The 20,695-nt window shown below is 62.6% G+C and carries 18 protein-coding genes and 1 pseudogene; 8 read left to right on the top strand and 11 right to left on the bottom strand.

Annotated elements, in window-relative coordinates; translation table 11 throughout:
• Window positions 1–2 precede the first annotated feature (2 nt).
• Both EYW45_RS18925 and EYW45_RS18920 read left to right on the top strand, forming a co-directional pair.
• The gene (locus EYW45_RS18925) at window positions 3–1,007 is read left to right on the top strand and encodes an FAD binding domain-containing protein (RefSeq protein WP_161136957.1); all 1,005 of its coding nucleotides are present in this window, start codon (window positions 3–5) and stop codon (window positions 1,005–1,007) included.
• Window positions 1,008–1,035: 28 nt separating this feature from the next.
• A complete protein-coding gene (locus EYW45_RS18920) occupies window positions 1,036–3,258 on the top strand; it encodes a xanthine dehydrogenase family protein molybdopterin-binding subunit (protein ID WP_161136956.1) in 2,223 nt (740 codons plus the stop codon).
• 77 nt (window positions 3,259–3,335) lie between these two features.
• Here the strand turns inward: EYW45_RS18920 and EYW45_RS18915 are convergent, their stop codons facing one another.
• From EYW45_RS18915 to EYW45_RS18875, 10 genes and pseudogenes are all read right to left on the bottom strand, one after another.
• Window positions 3,336–3,947 (bottom strand): hypothetical protein, encoded by a 612-nt coding sequence (locus tag EYW45_RS18915; protein WP_161136955.1) that lies wholly within the window; start codon window positions 3,945–3,947, stop codon window positions 3,336–3,338.
• A 122-nt stretch (window positions 3,948–4,069) separates the two neighbouring features.
• Window positions 4,070–5,407, bottom strand: coding sequence for an amidase (locus tag EYW45_RS18910; RefSeq protein ID WP_161136954.1), 1,338 nt, complete (start codon window positions 5,405–5,407; stop codon window positions 4,070–4,072).
• Window positions 5,408–5,428: 21 nt separating this feature from the next.
• Window positions 5,429–5,638 (bottom strand): hypothetical protein, encoded by a 210-nt coding sequence (locus tag EYW45_RS18905; protein WP_161136953.1) that lies wholly within the window; start codon window positions 5,636–5,638, stop codon window positions 5,429–5,431.
• A 52-nt stretch (window positions 5,639–5,690) separates the two neighbouring features.
• Window positions 5,691–7,115: an amidase gene (locus EYW45_RS18900; RefSeq protein ID WP_161136952.1), complete on the bottom strand. Its 1,425-nt coding sequence runs from the start codon at window positions 7,113–7,115 to the stop codon at window positions 5,691–5,693.
• A gap of 31 nt (window positions 7,116–7,146) precedes the next feature.
• A complete protein-coding gene (locus tag EYW45_RS25120; protein WP_456238882.1) occupies window positions 7,147–7,467 on the bottom strand; it encodes an oligopeptide/dipeptide ABC transporter ATP-binding protein in 321 nt (106 codons plus the stop codon).
• Window positions 7,468–7,590: 123 nt separating this feature from the next.
• Window positions 7,591–8,091 (bottom strand): annotated as a pseudogene (locus EYW45_RS25115) (ATP-binding cassette domain-containing protein); the annotation flags it as partial.
• A gap of 98 nt (window positions 8,092–8,189) precedes the next feature.
• On the bottom strand, window positions 8,190–9,221 hold the full coding sequence (locus tag EYW45_RS18890) for an ABC transporter ATP-binding protein (RefSeq protein WP_161137118.1): 1,032 nt from the start codon (window positions 9,219–9,221) through the stop codon (window positions 8,190–8,192).
• 20 nt (window positions 9,222–9,241) lie between these two features.
• Complete coding sequence (locus EYW45_RS18885; protein ID WP_235939112.1) at window positions 9,242–10,159, bottom strand: ABC transporter permease; 918 nt, start codon at window positions 10,157–10,159, stop codon at window positions 9,242–9,244.
• Between the two features lie 44 nt (window positions 10,160–10,203).
• Window positions 10,204–11,157, bottom strand: a complete 954-nt coding sequence (locus EYW45_RS18880) for an ABC transporter permease (protein ID WP_161136951.1) — start codon at window positions 11,155–11,157, stop codon at window positions 10,204–10,206.
• A gap of 5 nt (window positions 11,158–11,162) precedes the next feature.
• Window positions 11,163–12,770, bottom strand: coding sequence for an ABC transporter substrate-binding protein (locus EYW45_RS18875; RefSeq protein ID WP_161136950.1), 1,608 nt, complete (start codon window positions 12,768–12,770; stop codon window positions 11,163–11,165).
• A gap of 562 nt (window positions 12,771–13,332) precedes the next feature.
• Here EYW45_RS18875 and EYW45_RS18870 point away from each other — a divergent pair.
• A complete protein-coding gene (locus EYW45_RS18870; RefSeq protein WP_161136949.1) occupies window positions 13,333–14,028 on the top strand; it encodes a TetR/AcrR family transcriptional regulator in 696 nt (231 codons plus the stop codon).
• Between the two features lie 54 nt (window positions 14,029–14,082).
• Here the strand turns inward: EYW45_RS18870 and xth are convergent, their stop codons facing one another.
• Complete coding sequence (gene xth, locus EYW45_RS18865) at window positions 14,083–14,865, bottom strand: exodeoxyribonuclease III (protein WP_161136948.1); 783 nt, start codon at window positions 14,863–14,865, stop codon at window positions 14,083–14,085.
• Between the two features lie 204 nt (window positions 14,866–15,069).
• Here xth and EYW45_RS18860 point away from each other — a divergent pair, with 204 nt between their 5' ends.
• The 5 genes from EYW45_RS18860 (at window position 15,070) to EYW45_RS18840 (ending at window position 20,617) form a co-directional block, all read left to right on the top strand.
• Window positions 15,070–15,450, top strand: coding sequence for a winged helix-turn-helix domain-containing protein (locus EYW45_RS18860; protein ID WP_161136947.1), 381 nt, complete (start codon window positions 15,070–15,072; stop codon window positions 15,448–15,450).
• A gap of 128 nt (window positions 15,451–15,578) precedes the next feature.
• Window positions 15,579–17,120, top strand: a complete 1,542-nt coding sequence (locus EYW45_RS18855; protein ID WP_328703652.1) for a sensor domain-containing protein — start codon at window positions 15,579–15,581, stop codon at window positions 17,118–17,120.
• 181 nt (window positions 17,121–17,301) lie between these two features.
• Entirely contained in the window at window positions 17,302–18,471 is a 1,170-nt protein-coding gene (locus tag EYW45_RS18850) for a YncE family protein (protein ID WP_235939111.1), read from the top strand.
• 360 nt (window positions 18,472–18,831) lie between these two features.
• The gene (locus EYW45_RS18845; protein ID WP_161137115.1) at window positions 18,832–19,815 is read left to right on the top strand and encodes a FecCD family ABC transporter permease; all 984 of its coding nucleotides are present in this window, start codon (window positions 18,832–18,834) and stop codon (window positions 19,813–19,815) included.
• 7 nt (window positions 19,816–19,822) lie between these two features.
• Window positions 19,823–20,617 carry an ABC transporter ATP-binding protein gene (locus EYW45_RS18840; RefSeq protein ID WP_161136945.1) on the top strand — a complete coding sequence of 265 codons (795 nt, stop codon included), beginning with the start codon at window positions 19,823–19,825 and terminating at the stop codon, window positions 20,615–20,617.
• Window positions 20,618–20,695: the final 78 nt, after the last annotated feature.

The raw sequence follows: 20,695 nt of genomic DNA, 5'->3' as shown, positions 1-20,695 counted from the left end.
CCATGGAACGATTTGAAATTTCGCGCGCCGCTGACGTCGATGCCGCCATTCGCGCCGGTGCGCTGTCGCAAACCGCACAGCAGGGCGCCCGCGTGCGCTTCCTGGCCGGCGGCACCACGTTGATCGATTTGATGAAACTCGACGTCGAACAGCCCGAACAGGTGATCGATATCGGGCGCTTGCCATTGGACCAGGTCACACAGCGTGACGACGGCGGGGTGGATATCGGTGCGATGGTGCGCAACGCCGATCTGGCGCATCACGATCACATTCTCGCGCAATATGCCGTGCTGTCCGAAGCCCTGTTATCGGGCGCATCGGCGCAGTTGCGCAATATGGCGACCACGGGCGGCAACCTTCTACAGCGTACGCGCTGTGTGTACTTTCGCGATCCCGCCATGGCCTGTAACAAGCGTGAGCCGGGTAGCGGCTGTGGCGCCATCGACGGCTTCAACCGCAACCTCGCGATTCTCGGCACGAGCGATACGTGCATTGCGAGCAATCCGTCCGACATGAACGTTGCGTTGGCCGCACTCGAGGCCACGGTGCACGTGCAAGGGACGCGCGGCAAGCGCGCGATCGCTTTCGAAGATTTTTTCCTGCTGCCGGGCAATACGCCCGAGCGCGAGACGGTGCTCGAGCCTGGTGATCTTATTACCCACGTGAGTCTGCCGGCACCTGTGTCCGGCGCTCGGTCCACGTATCTCAAGCTTCGGGATCGCGCGTCATATGAGTTCGCGCTCGCGTCGACGGCGGTCGTGATCGCGCTCGATGGCGGCAAGATCGCGCATGTGCGCTTGGCATTGGGTGGCGTAGGCGCCAAGCCCTGGCGTGCGGTGCAGGCAGAGGCCATGTTGCAGGGGCAAACGCCCGATGGCGGCCTTTTCCAGCGTGCGGCCGAAGCTGCCCTGGCCGACGCCAGGCCTCAGAGCGAGAACGGCTTCAAGGTCGAACTCGCCAAACGCTGCATCGTTCAAGCGTTGAAAGACGCGACGCAAGCGGCGTGATGCCCCCGGCTCAATCAAAGGATCAATGATGACTGCGCATAACCCTGCCGAATCCGCCGCGATCGGCGCTTCGCTTGCCCGTATCGATGGCCCGCTCAAAGTGAGTGGCGGTGCCATGTACACCTCCGACCATCACTTCCCCGGTATGGTCTACGCCCAGCCGGTGAGCGCCACCATCGCCAGCGGCGAATTGACGGCGCTCGACACCACGGCGGCGGCGAAAATGCCGGGCGTGGTGAAGATCTTCACGCACGAGAATATCGGCCCGTTGTATCGCATCTCGGATGCAAGCGGCGCATCGATCGACGAGAAGCGTCCACCGCTGTCCGACAACAAGATCAACTATTACGGTCAATACATCGCCTTGGTGGTGGCCGAAAGCTTTGAACAAGCCACCGCAGCGGCGCGCGCCGTGAAGGCCACCTATACCGAGAAGCCGGTGGACGTGAGTCTCGAACTCACGCCTGACGACAAGCCGAAGGTGGACAGCGAGCGCGGCGACCCCGACACCGCATTTGCGAAGGGCGAGGTCAAGATCGATCAGGTGTATCGCACGCCGCCTGAGACGCACAATCCGATCGAGCTGCATTGCACGGTGGCCACGTACGACGGCCGCGCTTACACCGTCTATGAGACGTCGCAGGCTATCGGCAATCACAAGTCGGTGTTGGTGCAGATGCTTGGCGAAGTGCCGGAGAATATCCGGGTGATTACCGAGTACCTGGGCTCGGGGTTTGGGGGCAAGCTTTGGCCATGGACGCATTCGTTATTGGCCGTGGCTGCCGCGCGTGATCTCAAACGTCCGGTCAAACTCGAAATCTCGCGCAAGATGATGTTCGAGACCGTCGGGCATCGCACCAACACGCAGCAACGGATTCGCATTGCCGCGACCAAGGCCGGCCGGCTCACGTCGATACAGCAGGATTATGTGCACCACGTGGCTCAGGTCGAGGCGAGCAAGGAGAACTGCGGTGAAGCCACGCCTTACTTCTACAGTACGCCCAACTTGCGCGTGACGTCGGGCCAGGCGCGCCGCCATTTCGGGCCAAACACCTCGATGCGCGGTCCGGGTGCCGTGCCGGGATTGTATTGCACCGAGTCCGCCATGGACGAGCTGGCGATCGCGCTTGATGTATGTCCGGTGCAATTGCGATTGCAGAACGAGCCTGAGATCGATGAGAGCCTGGGTGTGCCGTTTTCCACCCGGTACTACACCGAATGTCTCAAGCGGGGTGCGGAGAAATTCGGCTGGTCCAGGCGCAATCCCGAAGTGGGTAGCATGCATGCCGACGGCGAAATTCTGGGATGGGGGATGGCCGGTGCGTCGTGGATGGCCAAGCGCATTCCCGCCATGGCAAATGTGCAGCTCAATCGCGATGGCACGGCGCGCGTGGCCAGTGCCACACAGGATATAGGCACCGGCACCTATACGGTAATGGCGCAGATGGTGGCCAATCTCACGGGCATCGCCAGCGACAGGATCGTCGTGGCGATTGGCGATACGTCTTTTCCGGCCGGACCGATGTCGGGCGGGTCAATGGCCACGGGCTCGCTCGTTCCTGCCATCGGCAAGGCTGCGCGTGAAGCCATCAAGCAATTGCTGAGTATCGCGGCCGAGACCGACGGCTTGCCCACGAAGGGTGCCGACCCCGAGGATCTGACGATGACGGCGGGTCGCGTGCACCGCAAGACGGAGCAGCCGGAGGCTGGGGTGCCGTTCGAGGCTGTGCTGCAGAAAGCGGAACTCAGCCAGGTGCTAGGTAAAGGGCGCGCCGGCGCAAGTGACAACGATCCCGATGCCGACAAGCACTCGATCCACTCGTACGGCGCGCACTTTGTGGAGGTCGGTTGGCAGCCGGAGATTGGCCGTATGCGTGTCAGGCGCGTGGTGACGGTGATCGATGCCGGCAAGATCATCAACCCGTTGAGTGGGCGCAATCAGATCGAAGGCGCCATTGTGATGGGCGTGGGGATGGCGCTATTTGAAGAGACGCATTACGACAGCCGCAACGGGGCGCCGATCAACAGCAATCTGGCGGACTACGTGATGGTCACGCATGCCGATTCGCCTGATATCGACGTCGAGTTTCTCGACTATCCCGACAAGGCGTTGAACGAACTGGGCGCGCGTGGGATCGGTGAAATCGGGCTGGCCGGTGTGGCCGCCGCGATCACGGCGGCGGTCTATCACGCGACCGGAGTACGGGTGCGCGATCTGCCGGTGCATATCGACGATTTGATCACGCACTGAGGGTGGCACGGCGGCATGCGCCGCCGTGCCATCCCGCGCTGCATTGCACGTGCGGGATTCACCGGACGAAAGGACGCTTACATCGGCGGCGCGACGCCGTCCTTTTCGACAACGATGCGTTGGGCGAGATAGCCGTCGCCGGAAGGCTTGGCCACGACGAATACTTTTTTGCCGGGCAACACATCGGCGCGCGTGGCGGGTGCAAACGTCACCACGGGGGCGTTGGCCGGCACGACGATGGTCTGCGTGCCGCCTTTGTATGAGAGCTTGAGATCGCGGCCGTTGGTGCCGGTGACGACGGCATCGACGTTGGCATTGGTCATGGAACTGTCGGGTGCGAGATCCCAGCCGTAATGGCCTTCGCCCGATCCACGGGCGGCTTCAGGAAACACCAATACTTCCATGGCGGTTTGCTTGCCGTCCGCGCCCTTGCGCGATGCCGCGCCCACGTAGTCACCTGATTTGATGCTGGACAACGGCACGTTCTTCACCGAGGACACGGCGGTGTCTGGGGGCGCTGCGATCTTCACTTGTTCACCGCTGGGGTGCTTGACGGTAATGCCATCGGCGGTGGCGGCAACGATATCGCCGCGGATCCGTACGGGCTTTTCGTCGGCGGCATGTGCCGAGGCACAAGCCAGTACGGCGAGCGAGAAGAGGGCGCGTGCGAGGGGGGTGCGATACGACATGGATGCTCCAGGAGCGAGTGGGTCGGGTACTGCCATTCTGCTCCCGAATTTGCCGAATTTGCGCATGACAAGGTAACTGTTCAGCATCTCGTCAGCCACCTGCCAGGCGCCCGCTGGATGCCTCAAGCGGCCACTGCTTCGGCCATGGCCGCATCCACTGGCGCGAGCTTGGCGGGCGCATGAATCGCGGGTGCGCACGCCGCAGCGATCGACAGCAGCCGCGCATCGGAGAAACGCGGCCCGATCACCTGGATGCCCACCGGGAGTCCCATGTCGCCCAAGCCAACAGGAATCGCCACGCAGGGCACATGCAACAGGGTCCACATGCTGTTGAACGCCGGATTACCGGTGTCGTAGTAGCCGATCGGTGCCTGGCCGATGCACGGCGGCGTGAGCACGACGTCGAGCGTGCCGCCGAACAAGCCATCGAACTGCCGCCGGCACGACGCCGCGAGATCGTAGGCTTGCACCATATCTTCTGCCGTATAGCCCTTGGCGTTTTCAACCAGATCGCGAAAGTCCTGATGCAGCAGCGTGTGGTTTGCAAGGTAGTCAGGCAGGAACGCCGCGCGCCCTTCGCCTCGCATTACCACTTCCTGCGCATGCGTGATGTGATCGAAATCGGGCGGCAAGTCGAGGTCGACGATCTCGGCACCCTGGTCCGCCAGCCGTGCGGCGGCGGTCATCAATGCGGCCCGGCCCGACGCCTCGGTCAGATGCCAGTTGGGGCCACGGCACAGGCCGACCTTCAACCCTTTCAGCGGGGTCACCGGGGCATCGTCGATGCCGTACAGGCGGAACTCACGCGCCACCAACTGCAGGTCTGCCACCGAGCGGCCATACCAGCCGATGGTGTCCAGCGTATGGGAATAATTTTTTGCGCCTTCGCGGCTCACCACACCGTGGGTGGGCTTGATGCCGTAGATGCCGTTGAACGCGGCCGGCCGGATGTGCGAGCCACCGGTTTGCGTGCCGAAGGCCAACTGAACCATCTTGGCACTCACTGCAGCGCCTGAGCCCGAGGACGAGCCGCCCGGGGTATGCGCGAAGTTGTAGGGATTGCGGGTCGCCGCACGGCGGCCACCCGTGGCGAACTCAACCGTGTCGGTCTTGCCCAGGATCAAGGCGCCTCGCGCGCGCACCGTGCCCACGCACGCCGCATCCTTGCCGGCCTGGTGACCGAAGTAAATCGGGGAGTTGTAGGTCGTGGGCATGTCGGCTGTCTCGATCATGTCCTTCACGCCGAACGTCAAGCCATGCAGCGGGCTTTTCGGCGGCGTCTTATCGAGCTCACGCGCATTGCGCACCACTTGATCGGCATCGACGTAGGTGAAGGCGCGCACGTCCGGCTCGGTGCGCGCGATGTGGTCGAGCGTGGAGCGCGCAAGTTCTTCGCACGACAGTTCGCGCTTGGCGATCAGCGCCGAAGCTTCGGAAGCGGTAAGTTCAAAGGGTTGCATGGTGGCGGTTTCCGGCAGGGTTCAGGGCAAGGGCAATTGGAAAATATGGGCGGGCTCGCAGTCTTTGTTCGGCATGCGCGGGACGGCGGCGCCTGCAGCCGACGCGGCCTCGGCCGAAGCGCACAACCGCGCGCGCATGGCGGGATCGTCGAGTTTCAAGCCGAAGCGGGCGATGTAGGCATCGATATCGGATTGCCGCCAGGCGGCGGGCAGGGAGGCGGGGGCGGTCATGGTCGTATCCTTTTCATAGTGGCGAGGGCAGACGGGCTGCAACGCAGCGCGGTCACGCCGGCTGTAATGCCGCTGCCAATTGCGGGCGTTTCAGATGCCAGGCGGTGGCGCGCTCGTAGGCCTGCGCCACGCGGAGCACGGTGGCTTCGTCGAACCAGCGGCCGGCGATTTGTGCATTCGTGGGCAGGCCGGCCGCGTCGAAACCGGTGCGGATCGACATGGCCGGATGGCCCGAAATATTGAAAACCGGGCACGCGCTATCGGTGGTGAAGGCTTTGACGCGATCGGCGTCGGCAAAGGGCGGGGCGGTGTGAAAGGCGCAGGGCATGACGAGCGCGTCCACGGTGCGCAGCAGGGCATCGGTGCTCAGCGTGAGTTCGCGCCGCCGGCGAATGGCGGCAAGGTAATCGACGCCGCGCGTCATGAAGCCGTGCATCATCTTGTCCCGCAGGGCCAGCCCCATGTCGTGGGCGCGATGCATGAAGTCGTGTTCGTGAATCGAGAGCGACTCCGTCCAGTTGATCACGCTGCTTACCTGGCGATAGCTGCTGGGCAGGGCCGGCAATACGATCTCGATCACGCGCGCGCCTTCGGCCGCCAGCACCCGTGCCACATCCTCCACGCCTGCACGGTTGGCGGCGTCGAGTTGTTCACCATCGGCACCCATGTCGCGCACGATGCCGATCGTCAGGCCGCGCACGCCGGTATGCAAACTGGCGAGGTAATCGGGTACGGGCTGATCGGCGCTCGCCGGATCGCGCACGTCGTAGCCGGCCAGCACCTGCATCATGATGGCGTTGTCTTCCACCGACCAGGTCAGCGGCCCGGCGGTGTCCAGCGAATAGCAGTTGGGCAGAATGCCGTAGCGGCTGATGCGGCCATAGGTGGGTTTGAGTCCCTGCAGGCCGCACGCGGCGGCAGGCAGGCGCACCGACCCGCCGGTATCCGACCCCATCGCCACCATCGCCGTGCCGGCGGCGACCGACGCCCCGGCGCCGGTGGACGAGCCGCCGGTGTGATGCGCCAGGTGCCAGGGATTGCAGGCCGGTTCGAACGGTAGATCGAAGTGCACCGCGCCCGTGCCGGTGCCGTACTCCCAGGTATTGAGCTTGCCCAGCAACACGGCGCCCGCGCCATCCAGGCGCTCGATCGCACTGGCGTCGTAATCGGGCACGTGGTCGAGCATCAACTTCGACGCGGCGCAGGTGCGCACGCCGCGGGTGAAGTAGTTGTCCTTCACGGCATACGGGATGCCGTGCAGCGGGCCTTTCCAGCGGCCCGCGCCGATGTCGATCTCCGCTTTGGCCGCCTGCTTGCGCGCGGCGTCCGCGGTCACCAGCAGGTAGCTTTTGACGTCGGTGTCGACGGCATCGATGCGGTCCAGAAACGCATCGAGCAGTTCGACCGGCGAGAGCTTGCGGGCCAACATCAGCCGGCTGGCTTCGCTCGCGGTAAGGTGAAACAGGTCATCGGACATGGCGGATCCTGTGGAAGGGGAAGAATGCGGCTCAAGGCCGCGAGGCCTGCGGCGTGTGATCGCGCATGGCGGGCGGGATATGAATGCAGCGCGCGGCGTGGCCGGCTGCGCAGTCAGTGAAGGCGGGCACATCCTGCGCGCATGCCGGGGTGGCCAATTCGCAGCGCGGCCTAAAACTGCAGCCGCTGGGCAGCGCGGCAAGATCGGGTGGCGAGCCCGCGATCGGTTGCAGTTCCACGCCGCGCTGGCCCGCATGCACGGTGGAGCGCATCAAGCCGCGCGTGTACGGATGGGCGGGACGCGAAAGCACGTCTTCCACGCTGCCAGTCTCGACGAAGCGGCCCGCATACATCACCGCCAGTTTGTCGGCGATCTCGCACGCCACCCCCAGGTCGTGCGTGACGAAGATCGTCGCCATGCCGAGTTCAGCCTGCAGGCTGCGCAGCAGCAGCAAGACCTGAATCTGCACGGTGGCATCCAGCGCTGTCGTCGGCTCATCGGCCAGCAAGAGCTTCGGCCGGCATGAGAGTGCCAAGGCGATCATGGCGCGCTGACGCAGGCCGCCCGAGAGCTCGTGCGGATAAGCATCGAGGCGTTGCTTGGCAGACGGGATCTGCACGAGCTCGAGCAATTCGAGTGCGCGTGCACGGGCTTTCCGGCTATCGACGCCGTCGTGCCATTTGACGGTCTCGGCGATTTGCTGGCCGATCGTGTACACCGGGTCGAGCGCCGTCAGGGGCTCCTGGAAGATCATCGAGATCAAGGGCCCGCGTATCGACGCCAGTTGGCGATCGCGCAATGCCAGGATGTCGCGGCCGTCGATGTCGATCGAGCCACCCAGTTGCGCCGTGCGCGGCAGCAGCCGCATCAACGCGCGCATCGTGACGCTTTTGCCGGAGCCGGACTCGCCCAGCAGGCACAACACTTCTCCCGGGTTGAGGTCGAACGACACCCCGTTGACGACAGAGATCGCCATGTCGCGCGACACGAACCGGACCGACATGTCGCGCACACGCACGAGTGGTTTGACGGCAGACAATTCAGTCTGCGCAGAATCGAGCAATGCGGTGTTCATCATGCGAGGGCCTCCTGGCGGGCGTCGACGAGCGCGAGCGGGAAATGGCACGCCGCCAGATGCGCGGCTTGGCCCATCGGTGTCAGGGGCGGGGCCACTTCCGCGCAGAGTTGTTGCGCATGCGGGCAACGGGTGCGAAACCGGCAGCCGCTGGGCGGATCGATCGGATTGGGGGGATCGCCCGACAAGGGCGGTTTGGTCGCACGCCGTTTCGGATCCATCGAAGGCCGCGACGACAGCAGCGCCGCCGTGTAGGGATGACGCGGCTGGGCATACAGCGCGTCGACCGGGGCAGACTCGACCACTTGTCCCAGATACATCACGAGCACGCGGTCGCTCATGTACTGCACCACATTCAAGTCGTGCGAAATGAAGATGTAGGTCAGCCCGAGCTGCCGCTTGAGCGACTGCAGCAGATTGAGCACCTGGGCTTCCACAGACTTGTCCAGCGCGGACACCGACTCGTCCAGGATCACGGCGCGCGGCCCCATGGCCAAAGCGCGGGCGATGTTGACGCGTTGCCGCTGGCCGCCCGAGAGCTCATGCGGATAGCGCTGGGCGAACAACGTGGGTTCGAGACCCACCATCTTCAGCAGCGAATGCGCCCGCGCGGCGGCTTGTGCGCGTTTCAGGCCGAGGATGCTGGGGCCGAAAGCGATGCTGTCGGCAATGGTGAGCCGGGGGTTGAGCGATGCATAACTGTCCTGGAACACCATTTGCATGCCGTGGCGCAGATCGCGCACCGAGATGCCGTGCACGGCGCCGACTTCTTCACCGTCGAAGATCACGTTGCCGGCGTCGGGCGCGATCAACTGCATCAGCAGGCGGCCGGTGGTGGACTTGCCGCATCCTGACTCGCCGACGATACCCAGCGTCTCGCCTTTGGCCACGTCGAAACTCACACCATCCACGGCGCGCACGACGCGATTGCCGGCAATGGGAAAGTGCTTCTTCAGATCGCGCACGATCAGCATCGGCTGCGCCGGGCCGCCGCGATCGCGTGCATCCCGCTTTGGGGCGACCAGACTCATGGCTTGCTCCGAGGTCGTCTTCATGCTTTCACATCCATCGCGCCACGCAGGCCGTCGCTAACGAGGTTGAAACACATGGAGGTCAGGAAAATCATCACACCGGGCAGCACCGCATTCAGCGGTGCCACATAAATCGCTTGGCGCAGCGTGTTTAGCATCAGGCCCCATTCGGCGTTGGGCGGGTTCACGCCGAGGCCCAGAAAGCTCAAACCCGACGCGACCACGATGCTGACGCTGATGAGGCTGGAGGCGTAGATCAGGATGGGCGCGATCACGTTGTTCAGCACGTGGCCGGTGACGATGCGGTAGGCACTGGCACCGGTGGCCTTGGCCGCCTCGACGAAGTCCTGGTTGCGCACCTGGGTGGTCACGCTTTCGGCCACGCGGGCGATCGGCGGAATGAACACGAGCGTGAGCGACACGATGCTGTTGAAGACGCCCGCACCCAATACGCCCGAGATCGCGACGGCCAGCAGTACCGAAGGAAACGCGTAGAACACGTCGACCGTGCGCATGATGGCCATATTGACGCGGCCGCCGGCGTAGCCTGCGGTGATGCCCAGCGTGGCGCCGATGAGGGTGGCCAACACGACAGGCATGACGCCCATGAAAAGCGACAGTCGGCCGCCGTAGATCAGCCGCGCCAGCATGTCGCGGCCCAGTTCGTCGGTACCGAGCAGATGGCCGGGCGTGCCGGGCGGCTTCAGGCGCCGCACCATGCTCATCTTGAACGGATCGTCCAGCCCCAGCCAAGGCGCGAAGATCGCCGACAGCACGATCAACGAGAGCACGGTCAAACAGGCGATCGTGACGGGATCGCGCAATAGCCGGCGCACGCTCGAGCGCCAGAAGCTGCGCGTGACGGGCGGGGGCAGCGGCGGTGCGATCAGTGCCGTGGCGCCGCCCGGCAGGCTCATTGCCAAACTATCCTTCTGCATAAAAGCTCCTTGAACGCGATGGGGCAGTGGATGCGAGGCACCCTTCAACCGCGTTTGACGCGCGGATCCACCATCATTTGCAAGACGTCGACGGCCAGATTGGTGAGCACGAAGAACATGGCGAGCACCAGGATCGTTCCCTGAAGAATCGGCAGGTCGCGCGTGAAGATGGCGGAATTGAGCAGGAAGCCTGTGCCCGGCCAGGCGAACACGGTCTCGACCAGAATCGAGCCGCCCAGCATTTGCGCGAACTGCAGCCCCATCACCGCCATCACCGTGGGCGCGGCGTTCTTCATGACGTGCACGAATACGAGCCGTGCCGGCACGCCCTTGGCATACAGGGCCTGCACGAACTCCTGCTTGCGGATTTCGCTTACCGCAGCCCGGACCGACCGCGCAATGATGCTGGCGGGAATCACGGCCAATGTGATCGACGGCAAGATCATGTGCATCAAGCTTTCGCGATTGAACGTGAAGCCGGCCGACCCGTCAGCGCCCATGCCGGTCGCGGGCAGCCAGCCCAGATTGACCGAAAAGATCACGATCAGCACCATCCCCAGCCAGTAGTGCGGAATCGACACTCCCGTGACCGCCACGGACGTGACGGCGCGGTCGATACTCGGCCGATCGCTGTAGCCGGCGATGGTGCCCAGCGTGGTACCCGCCACGAACGCCAGGAAAATGGCCACCGCAGCCAGCATCAGGGAGTTCTTGATCGCGGGGATGATTTCGGCCAGCACCGGCCGGCGTGTCGTGATCGAAGTCCCGAAGTCGCCGGTCACGATGTTGCGCAGCCAGATGAGGTACTGCACCGGTACCGGCTTGTCGAACCCGTATTCCTCGCGCACCTGCGCCACAAGCTCGGGCGGCGCGCGCTCGGGCAGCACGGCGGAAAGTGGATCGCCGGGCGCGAGGTGGACGAGGGCGAAGCACACGAGCGACACCCCGATGGCGATCGGCAGGGTGTAGAGCAGGCGTTGCAGCAGGTATCGGAGCATGGCGGTTACTCCACATAGACCGGCGTCAGGTCCTGAAACCAGCTTTGTGCCTGCACGAAGCCCTTCACACGGGGCGACATGGCGCGCGGGTTCAGGTCATGCACCACCCAGATCCACATCGCCTGATCGACGATATAGCTGTGCAGTTGCGCCAGCACCGCATCCTGCTGCGCCGGATCGAACGTGACCTTGGCTTGCGCGGCGAGCTTGTCGGCCTGGGGATCGCTGTAGCCGCCCCAGTTGTAGCCGCCCGGCGGACGCTGCGTGGACCAGGCGGTGCCGATCAGCGCGATATTGGGATCCCAGTAGGCCCAGCTGTTGTTCAAGCCGTGCGCGCCTTTGTTCTCGGGAGCGTCGGAACCGGCGCGGCGGCGCGCCCGCAGCGCTTCCCACTCCATCACTTCAAGTTCGACATCGAAGCCCACATCGCGCAGGTTTTCCTGCACGAATTCGTTCATGGGCAGCGGCTGCATTTGACCCGATCCCGAAGGTGAAATCAGCAGCTTGATCTTGGCCGGCTTGGCTTTGCTGTAGCCCGCTTCCTTCATCAACGCTCGTGCTTGCTCGGGGTCGAACTTGATATCGAAGGTGGGTTTCCCGTACCACGGATGTTTGCTGTCGATCATGCCTTTGGCCGGCACGGCGAGTCCACCCAGAAAGCCCGAGAGGCCCTCACGATCGATCGCCAGGTTGGCGGCCTTGCGCACGCGCAGATCCTTGAATGGCGAGCCCTCGGAGAAACTCAGCTGATAGGGCCATACATGCGGATAGACGTTGGTGACGATCTGCATGCCTTGTTGCTTTAAGCGCGGCACGGTGTCGGGCGGCGGGGCCTCGATCCAATCGACCTGTTTGGAGAGCAGCGCCGCCACGCGGGTCGAGGGGTCGGGCATCGTCAGCAGTACCAGACGATCCGATTTGGGTATCCGTGCCGCGTCCCAATATTTGGGGTTGCGCACCAGTTCGGCTCGTTCGCGCGCCACCAGCTTATCGAGTATCCAGGGGCCCGTGCCCGACGCGCGCTGGGCGAATGCATTCCAGTCGCCCTTCACCTCGTTGTAGCGTGCCGGACTGGAGATGAAGATCTGCGCCATCATGTAGGGCAGTACCGCATCGGGCTCTTTGGTGGTGACCTCGACGGTGTATTCGTCGATCTTGCGGTAGCTGGCGATCGTGCCGGTGTAGGTCGATGCCTGCGTGGCCTGCGGCTGGTCGTACTGCGGCGCATCGCGCTTCATCAACTTGTCCAGGTTCCACACCACCGCGTCGGCGTTGAACGTGGAGCCATCGTGAAACGTCACACCATGGCGCAGGTTGAAGGTCCACTTCGTTTGTGTGGTGTCGTCGACCTTCCACGTTTCGGCCAGCGAGGGCACGAGCTTGGCCGATTCGTCGGCCTTCGACAGATCCCAGCGGATCAGCGAATCGTAAAGCGTGATGCCGATGAACCGCACGCCCTCGCCACCCTGGCTCGGCTGGCCGGTGGTCAGTGGGATATCCGCGAGCGTGGTGGCCACACGCAGCACCTTTTCTGCCGCAGAGGCTTGACCCGAAACCGCGACTGCCATGATGGCGGCGGCACACAGCGACACCGCAAACCGTTTGATGACCATAGACAACTCCGAAGGACGACACAAAGCCCGGCGCTTGGCCGTTGGCAAGCGTCAAAGGGGGGAGAACGGGAATGGAAGCCGTCGCTTATGCGGCGGCCGTGCGGATCAGGGCGCCGGTGGCGAAAGTCGGGCGCAGGGCGGCGTCTGCAGCAAGGCATCGCTGCAATGCCGCTGCAGTGCTTGCACGTGCAGGCGGAGGACGTGGGAAACGCGAGTCAATCGATACCGACGCATAAGTGCTTCTCCAGGGCTGTCTCCACCGGATATCGGATGCGGGTGCCGCTTTGCGTGACGGCTTGCCGCTGACACAACGAATGTTGGTTTGACTGCTGCTTGTCTGAAACAAGTGTTTTAATTCTAGGAATGTTGCGACGCGTCAGCAAGTTATATTGCAGCGTAATTGGCGTTTTAATGGAAAACACCTAGCTGACACTTTTACAACTCGGCATTTCGATAAAACAGATGTTTTAATCGACTGAAGTTGGCGTTGACGTTTGCGCACACATAGACGTTGGCGAACATACAGGCACGGGCGCGTGGGGCGCCCGCATACAGGAGCACTATGTCGGACCTTTCACTTTCCGGCCCTGAGACCGAGACCGATGCGTCGGTCGATCGTCGCATTCTGGTTGCGGCCAAGTCGTTGATCTCTCGCAAGGGGCCAATCGCCACAACCGTGCGCGATATCAGCGATGCCAGTAACACGAACGTTGCAGCGGTCAACTATTACTTCGGCTCCAAGGATGCCTTGGTGCGCCAGATTCTGATGGACATCATCGGCCCGCCCAACGTGCGCCGCAAGCAGATGCTGCACGCGGCACAAGAACGCTTCGATGGTCATCCCATGCCGTTGCCGGTGATTCTCGATGCGTTGATGCGGCCCTTGGTGGAGTGCGAACGCGATAGCGACGGCGGCCGGTTCTTCGTTCGCGTCGAACAGCATCTGCGCGCCACGCCCGAGAGCGAATACACGCGTTTCGTGGCGGATCATTTCGATGGTTACGCGCAGGTGTTTTTCGACGCTATGCGCGCGACCTTGCCGCATTTGAGTCGATCCGAAATCATCCTGCGTTATGAATTCGTACGGGGCGCCGCGTTGCATGTGTTGGTGAACTGCGATCCCCAATCGAGCAAGATCGCCACGCTTGCCCGCGGCGAGTCCATGCTGAACGCCGATGACAACGAAGCGGTCCTATTGATGATCGTGGCACTGTCGTTGAACGGCCTTGGCGCGCCATCGTTTACGACAGTACGGTAGTCCAGATGGCGATGTCACCGCATTCGACATTCACAACGCAACGGTCGTCCAGCTTCACGCCGTGACAGTGATCCAGGTTGGGGCGTGGTCGCTGGCATGCGGCTCGCCTCGCACCCAGGTATCCACACCGGCATCCTTCAGGCGCGTGGCGAGGCTGTCGCTCAATAACAAATGGTCGATGCGCAAGCCCGAGTTGCTTTCCCAATGTCGGCGGAAGTAGTCCCAGAAAGTGTAGATGCGCTCATCGGGATGTGTTTCGCGCAACGCGTCAGTCCATCCCTGCTGGAGCAGACGTTCATAGCAGGCTCGGCTCTCGGGCTGCAGCAAGGCATCCTTGAGCCACGATCGGGTGTTGTAGATATCGGCATCGGTGGGAATGACGTTGTAATCGCCGGCCAGCAAAACAGGGTGCCCCGTGTCGTAAAGCGATTGCGCATGATCGATGAACCGCTCGAACCACTTGAGCTTGTGTTCAAACTTCGGGCCGGGCTGCGGATTGCCGTTGGGGAGGTACAGGCAGCCCACCAGCACGCCGTGCACAGCCGCCTCGATATAGCGGCTGTGGGCGTCATCTTCATTGGCGGGCAATCCACGACGGGTTTCGATCGGGTCCATGTCGCGCGCGAGAATCGCCACGCCGTTCCAGGCCTTTTCACCCTGCCATATCGCGCCATACCCTGCAGCATTGATCTCGGCGATCGGAAAAGCGCTATCCACGCATTTGAGTTCCTGCAGACACACGACGTCGGGCGCTTCGCGCTCGAGCCAGGTGAGCAAGGCAGGCAGCCGTGATCGGATGCCGTTGATATTGAAGGTGGCGAAGGTGAGGGTAGACATGGGCGTTGACGGTCTCATTGGATGGCGCTTGCGCCGCAGTTGCCGTTCCCAACGCAACGACATGCGGTTCGAGCATGCAGATCAGGAGGCGTTCCCCTAGCCGACTTTTCTTCTCACATCGTCAGTTAGCTAAACGACGACATCATCAACCCACCGTATTCTTCCGCATATCGTCAGTTAGCTAAGTGGCGATACGATCGAAAAATGAATCGTTCCCTCCAGGTCAAGGCAATGTCCAGCGAAGTCCGCATGTCGATCCTGCGGTATCTCGATCGAGCCAAAATTCATTTCAACTATCCCTGGCGCACCGAGCCCGTGGCGTTCGCCGTCAACATGACCCTGATTGCTAAAGTGATGCACATCGCGCCGCCAACCGCGAGCAGGCATCTCCACATCTTGAGGGAGGCGGGCTTCATCACCATTCGGAAGTCGCAGAAGTGGTCTTATTGCATGCGGGATGACGTCGTCATCCATGAGTACTTGGTGTGGCTACAGGGGCGCCTATCGGCAAGCGGTGAGTGCCAAACGGCTGGAAATAAGACTCATGGTTCATTACCCACGGACAGGTATGAGCGCGTGCGTTAAAAGCGTGCGATCCCGTCGGATTTTTGTCACATGCTTGGGATGGCGTCAAAATAACGGGAATATGCTGCCTCTACAGGTATGATCTGCGAAAGACCCCGGCAGACGGGCTGAATAAAGGCAGATCTCCTTTGGAAGCACAGACTTACAGGCCGTCAGCAAGCTTCATCGATCTGATGATGGATGCGGTATTTGCCGTCACGAAGGATGCTCGCGTGGTTTTCGCCAGCGCCGCGTGCGAACGTATTTTCGGCTACACCCCGCAGGAGATGATCGGCAAATCCATGTTCGACATGATGTTGCCGGAAGATCGCGAAATGACCCGCGACTCGATCGTCGATGTGATGTCGGGATTGCCGCAATTTCACTTCGAAAATCGCTACGTCCGCAAGGACGGCCAGATCGTGCATATCATGTGGTCGGCGCGCTGGTCGCCCGCCGATCAATTGCGCATCGGGGTTGCCCGCGATATCACCGAGCGCAAGCGTGCCGAAGCCAAGCAGGCCGTGCTATATGCCATTGCCGAGGCCGCGTTCGCCGCCGATGATTTGCCCACACTCTTTCGACTGATTCATCGCATCGTGGGAAGCCTGTTGCCGGCGGATAATTTCTCGGTTTCCCTTTACGACGAGCAAACCGATCAGCTGAGCTTCCCATACCACGTCGACGCTCATGAGCCGGCGCCGCAACCCTATACGTCCGCCACCGGCGCGCTGTGCGCGGAAACGCTGCGCACGGGGCAGCCTTTGCTGCTCGCTGGCGACGCGCTGCGCGATCGTTTGACGGCGCTGAATACGCCGATCGCCGTGATGCCGCTGTGCTGGTTGAGCGTACCGCTCAATGTTCATAAAGGCGCAATCGGGGTGCTGGTGCTCAAGAGCTATCCCGGCGGGGTCTGCTATAGCGAGAAGGATGTAGAGCTACTGCAATTCGCGTGTACGCAGATCGCGACCGTCATTGAGCGCCAGCAAATGCAGGCGCGCCTTCAATATCTGGCGCAGTACGACCAGTTGACCGCGTTGCCCAACCGGGGCGTGCTCTACGATCGGCTCAAGGTGGCCCTGGCACTTGCCCGTCGCGAGCAAGGGCGGCTGTCTGTGCTCTATATCGATTTGGACAAGTTCAAGCAGGTAAACGATACCCAGGGTCATGGTGTGGGAGATCGATTGCTGCAGGAAGTCGCCGCGCGGCTGAGGCAGTGTGTGCGCGAGGCCGATACGGTGGCTCGCGTGGGCGGCGATGAGTTTGTCGTGCTGCTGCAAGGTCTGCCGCTGCCCGAGCACGCGACGCAGGTCGCCGATACGATCCACCACATGCTGACGCGCCCCTACGCGATCGACGGGCACGACCTGAGTATCCGACCCAGCATCGGTATTGCCTTGTATCCCGACCACGGCGAGTTCGAGCACGATTTGCTCAAACATGCCGACACGGCGATGTACCGGATGAAAAACGCGGGTGCAACGCCGATCGGTGGCGCGATCGAGATCGACCAGCCGTTGCCGGTCAACATCGCCACACCGGTCGACATCGCCACACCGATCGACATCGCCACACCGATCGACATTGCTACGCCCATCGACATCGCTGCGCCTATGGGCATCGCTGCGCCGGACGAGATCCTGACGCCCAGCGCATTGGGCAATAACGCGTTCATGTCCGCGTCGGCGTGACGCTCGGCGTCGGCCTGACGTTCGGAGCCGGCCTCACTTTCTTCGCCGGCCTCAGCCGTTCGGCGGCAGTCTCAGCCGTTCGGCACGACGCGTGCGCGTGTTATCTTTCGTGCCAATTAGAGAATGTGTCTCGTTATCAAGTGACGGAACTAGTCTCGTCATTAAAGCAAAAGGATGCTTCGTGATCGCCCAATCGACCTTCGTTCGTACTCGCCGTGCCGCTGGATTAGTGGCTCTGACGCTCGTGCTTGCCGCCTGCCAGACGCCGATTCACGACGACCTGCGCCAACCGTCGCCGCCCGCGCCGGCCCTCTATCCGCAAGGCCAGAACGCGCATGCCGTGCAGCGCGTGGATGTGGGCTTGGGGTTGTACGAGATTCAGGCGCTGGACGCCGATACGCTGGTGGTCGCCGCTTCGCCTTCGTTTAAGAAGGACGCGTCGGGCACGCTGTATTTCCTGGATGCGCAGACGCTGGCCGTGAAGGACACCGTGAATATTCCGCGCCGGTCGTTCGCCGTCGGTATCAATCGACGCACCCAGACGATTTATATTGGCAACACTCTGAATGGCTCGTTGACGGTCGTCGACGCCGCCAAGCGAGCGGTGATCGGTACGATTCAACTTGGCCGCGCCGATGCGAAAGGCGATATGCCGCATACGCGCAAGGTGATCGTCGACGAGGTCCGCGACAGGGTGTTCGTGACGAGCCCGGGCGATGCGGGCAAGGTGTGGGTGGTCGACGGCAAGACGCGTCAGGTGCGTCATACGTTGAGCAATCTGGGCCGCTGGACAGCGGGCGCCGCTTACGACGCGCAAGCGGACCGGCTGTATGTGGGGCAGGGCGGTACCCACGAGATTCTGGCCATCGATCCCACCCGAGGCCGCGTGGTGCAGCGTATGACCACGGGCGACACGACCAATGCCCGTGACTCAAAGCATTTTCTTCTGAATCTGGCGCTCGACGCCAACGCGCAGCGCCTGTTCGCGACCGATTCGAATACGAATCGCCTGTATGTGTTCGACCTGCGTACGGGCAAGGCGATCCAGCAGGTGCAATTGGGCAAGGGTGCACTCGACGTGCTGTTCAATCCGGCGCGGCAGGAGATCTACGTCACGAATCGAGGCGCAGGACACGGCGACAAATCGGGAACGGGCGCGTTGACGATCCTCGATGCCACGAACTATGCCATCAAGCGCACGGTCGATCTGCCGGTTCATCCCAACAGCTTGGCGCTGGGCGATGCAGGGCAGGTGCTCTTTGCGACGGTGAAGGCAGCCATGGACAAGGATCACCCGTCTTATCGCGAAGGCAGCCTGGACAGCGTTGTGCGCGTGCCGCTGGCGAACTGATCATTGCATCGTCCGGGGCAATGTCGGTGTGAAGCCGCCTGGATGCGGGGCCGGGGTGGCGTGCACCGCATGGGCGACGCCCTCTGGCTGCGATCCTGCGGTCCCGCCTGCCCCGGACACATCAAGTCATGAGATACTTAACGTTAATCATTCTCTATTGAGAATTGCTTCGCCGCAGTCGCCATACCGGTTGACGCGGTCGCGTGCGCGCGCTGAGCCGCACGCGCCATCGCCATCTCTCACAACGCGTGCCGGTCAATCATCTTGTCTACGCCTAATCCTTCGACGTCCGCCGCCGGCACGCCCGGCCAGGCGTTTTCTCCCGAGCACTACCGCCGGATCATCCGCCGCCGCTGGGCGATGGTCGGGCTGCTGGCGGCCATCATCCTGGGCTGCATGCTGCTCGATTTCACGATGGGTGCTTCCGGTCTGGGGCTGGGTGAGCTGCTGCACACGCTTTTCAACCCTGACGCGGCAGACGCCACGACGCGGGTGATCGTCTGGAATATCCGATTGCCGTACGCCCTGATGGCGATGGCCGTTGGCGTGGCCTTGGGTCTGGCAGGCGCAGAGATGCAGACCATTTTGAATAATCCGCTGGCCAGCCCATTTACGTTGGGGATCTCATCGGCAGCCGCCTTCGGGGCATCGCTGGTGATCGTGCTGGATCTGGCGATTCCGGGCGTGCCCGTGGCGTGGGCCATTGCCGGCAACGCCTTCGTGTTTGCGTTGATGTCGGCCATGCTGCTGCATTTCGTGGCGCGATGGGGCGGCATGAATGCCAGCGGCGTGGTGCTGTTCGGCATCGCGCTCGTGTTTTCCTTCAACGCACTGGTCTCATTGATCCAGTTCGTGGCGAGTGCCGATGCGCTGCAGGGCCTGGTGTTCTGGACCATGGGCAGTCTTGGCCGCGCCGATTGGACCAAGGTCGGCGTGCTGCTGCTGGTGTTTGCGCTGATCCTGCCGCTTTCGATGCGCGATTCGTGGCGGCTGACGGCCATGCGCCTGGGTGAGGAGCGGGCCGCGAGTTTCGGTATCGATGTGCGCCGACTGCGATTGCGCGCGTTGGTGCGGATCAGTATCTTGTCGGCGCTGGCGGTGGCATTCGTGGGCACGATCGGCTTCGTGGGCCTGGTGGCGCCGCACATCGCGCGCCGTATATTTGGCGAAGATCACCGCTTTTACCTGCCGGGCAGCGCGCTCGTGGGCGGCGTCATTTTGTCGGCGGCGTCGATCGCCTCCAAGAATATGGTGCCCGGCATCATCATCCCGGTCGGCATCGTGACCTCGCTGGTCGGTATTCCGTTCTTCCTGGCGGTCGTCTTCAAGCGTCAACTGCAATAGGTTCGTCGTGCTGCAACTCAATCATCTCAAGGTCGCGTACGGCGCGCGCGAAATCATCGCGGACCTGTCGGTAGCGCCGATCGCCACAGGCACCGTCACCGCCTTGCTGGGCCCCAATGGCAGTGGCAAGTCGACCTTGCTCAAGGCCGTGGCGGGGCTCATCAAGCTTGCGGGCGGTCATGTGGTGATGAACGGCGACGATCTGACGCGGGCCAGTTTCGAAACGCGTGCGCGCCAGGTGGTGTATCTGCCGCAAACGCTGCCGGCTGCAGTGCATTTGCAGGTGTTCGAATCGGTGCTGGTGGCGGCCAACGCTTCGGCGTTCGCCGGTGCGGTGGCGGGCGCGGGCAAGGGCGATATCGCGGCCGTCGACGCGCTCCTGCAGCGCCTGGGCATTGCCCATCTGGCACTGAGGTACCTCGACCAGTTGTCAGGCGGCCAGAAGCAGCTCGTCGGACTGGCGCAAGCCCTGATTCGGCGGCCCAGGCTTTTGCTGCTCGATGAGCCGCTTTCGGCACTCGATCTGAATTACCAGTTTCACGTGATGGATCTGCTGCGCCAGGAAACCCGTGAAAACGGCTTGGTCACGTTGATCGTGCTGCACGATCTCAACATCGCGCTAAAGCATGCCGATCACTGCCTGATGATTCGATCGGGTGAGCTGATCGCCGAGGGCGTGCCTGGCGAAGTGATCACCCCCGATACCCTGGCGGCCGTGTACGGGGTACGCGCCCGGGTGGAGCCGTGCTCGCTTGGCGTGTCGCAAGTCATGATCGACGGGCTCCACGCCGACGTCCATTGATACGTTTGCGCGGGCGGGCTGGCTTGTTACCGCCGTCATACGTGTTTACAATGAAAATCGATATCATTATTAACCCTA

Origin of the sequence: Schauerella aestuarii (assembly GCF_009866805.1) — a bacterium.
GTDB classification, from domain to species: Bacteria; Pseudomonadota; Gammaproteobacteria; order Burkholderiales; family Burkholderiaceae_B; genus Schauerella; species Schauerella aestuarii.
Note: the sequence above shows the minus strand (reverse complement) of the source record. Positions and strands in the feature narration are given on the sequence as shown.

Coding starts and splice junctions, on each gene's coding strand:
- EYW45_RS18925 (WP_161136957.1), top strand. CDS start 3: ATGGAACGATTTGAAATTTCGCGCGCCGCTGACGTCGATGCCGCCATT.
- EYW45_RS18920 (WP_161136956.1), top strand. CDS start 1,036: ATGACTGCGCATAACCCTGCCGAATCCGCCGCGATCGGCGCTTCGCTT.
- EYW45_RS18915 (WP_161136955.1), bottom strand. CDS start 3,947: ATGTCGTATCGCACCCCCCTCGCACGCGCCCTCTTCTCGCTCGCCGTA.
- EYW45_RS18910 (WP_161136954.1), bottom strand. CDS start 5,407: ATGCAACCCTTTGAACTTACCGCTTCCGAAGCTTCGGCGCTGATCGCC.
- EYW45_RS18905 (WP_161136953.1), bottom strand. CDS start 5,638: ATGACCGCCCCCGCCTCCCTGCCCGCCGCCTGGCGGCAATCCGATATC.
- EYW45_RS18900 (WP_161136952.1), bottom strand. CDS start 7,115: ATGTCCGATGACCTGTTTCACCTTACCGCGAGCGAAGCCAGCCGGCTG.
- EYW45_RS25120 (WP_456238882.1), bottom strand. CDS start 7,467: ATGTATGCGGGCCGCTTCGTCGAGACTGGCAGCGTGGAAGACGTGCTT.
- EYW45_RS18890 (WP_161137118.1), bottom strand. CDS start 9,221: ATGAGTCTGGTCGCCCCAAAGCGGGATGCACGCGATCGCGGCGGCCCG.
- EYW45_RS18885 (WP_235939112.1), bottom strand. CDS start 10,159: ATGCAGAAGGATAGTTTGGCAATGAGCCTGCCGGGCGGCGCCACGGCA.
- EYW45_RS18880 (WP_161136951.1), bottom strand. CDS start 11,157: ATGCTCCGATACCTGCTGCAACGCCTGCTCTACACCCTGCCGATCGCC.
- EYW45_RS18875 (WP_161136950.1), bottom strand. CDS start 12,770: ATGGTCATCAAACGGTTTGCGGTGTCGCTGTGTGCCGCCGCCATCATG.
- EYW45_RS18870 (WP_161136949.1), top strand. CDS start 13,333: ATGTCGGACCTTTCACTTTCCGGCCCTGAGACCGAGACCGATGCGTCG.
- xth (WP_161136948.1), bottom strand. CDS start 14,865: ATGTCTACCCTCACCTTCGCCACCTTCAATATCAACGGCATCCGATCA.
- EYW45_RS18860 (WP_161136947.1), top strand. CDS start 15,070: ATGAATCGTTCCCTCCAGGTCAAGGCAATGTCCAGCGAAGTCCGCATG.
- EYW45_RS18845 (WP_161137115.1), top strand. CDS start 18,832: ATGGTCGGGCTGCTGGCGGCCATCATCCTGGGCTGCATGCTGCTCGAT.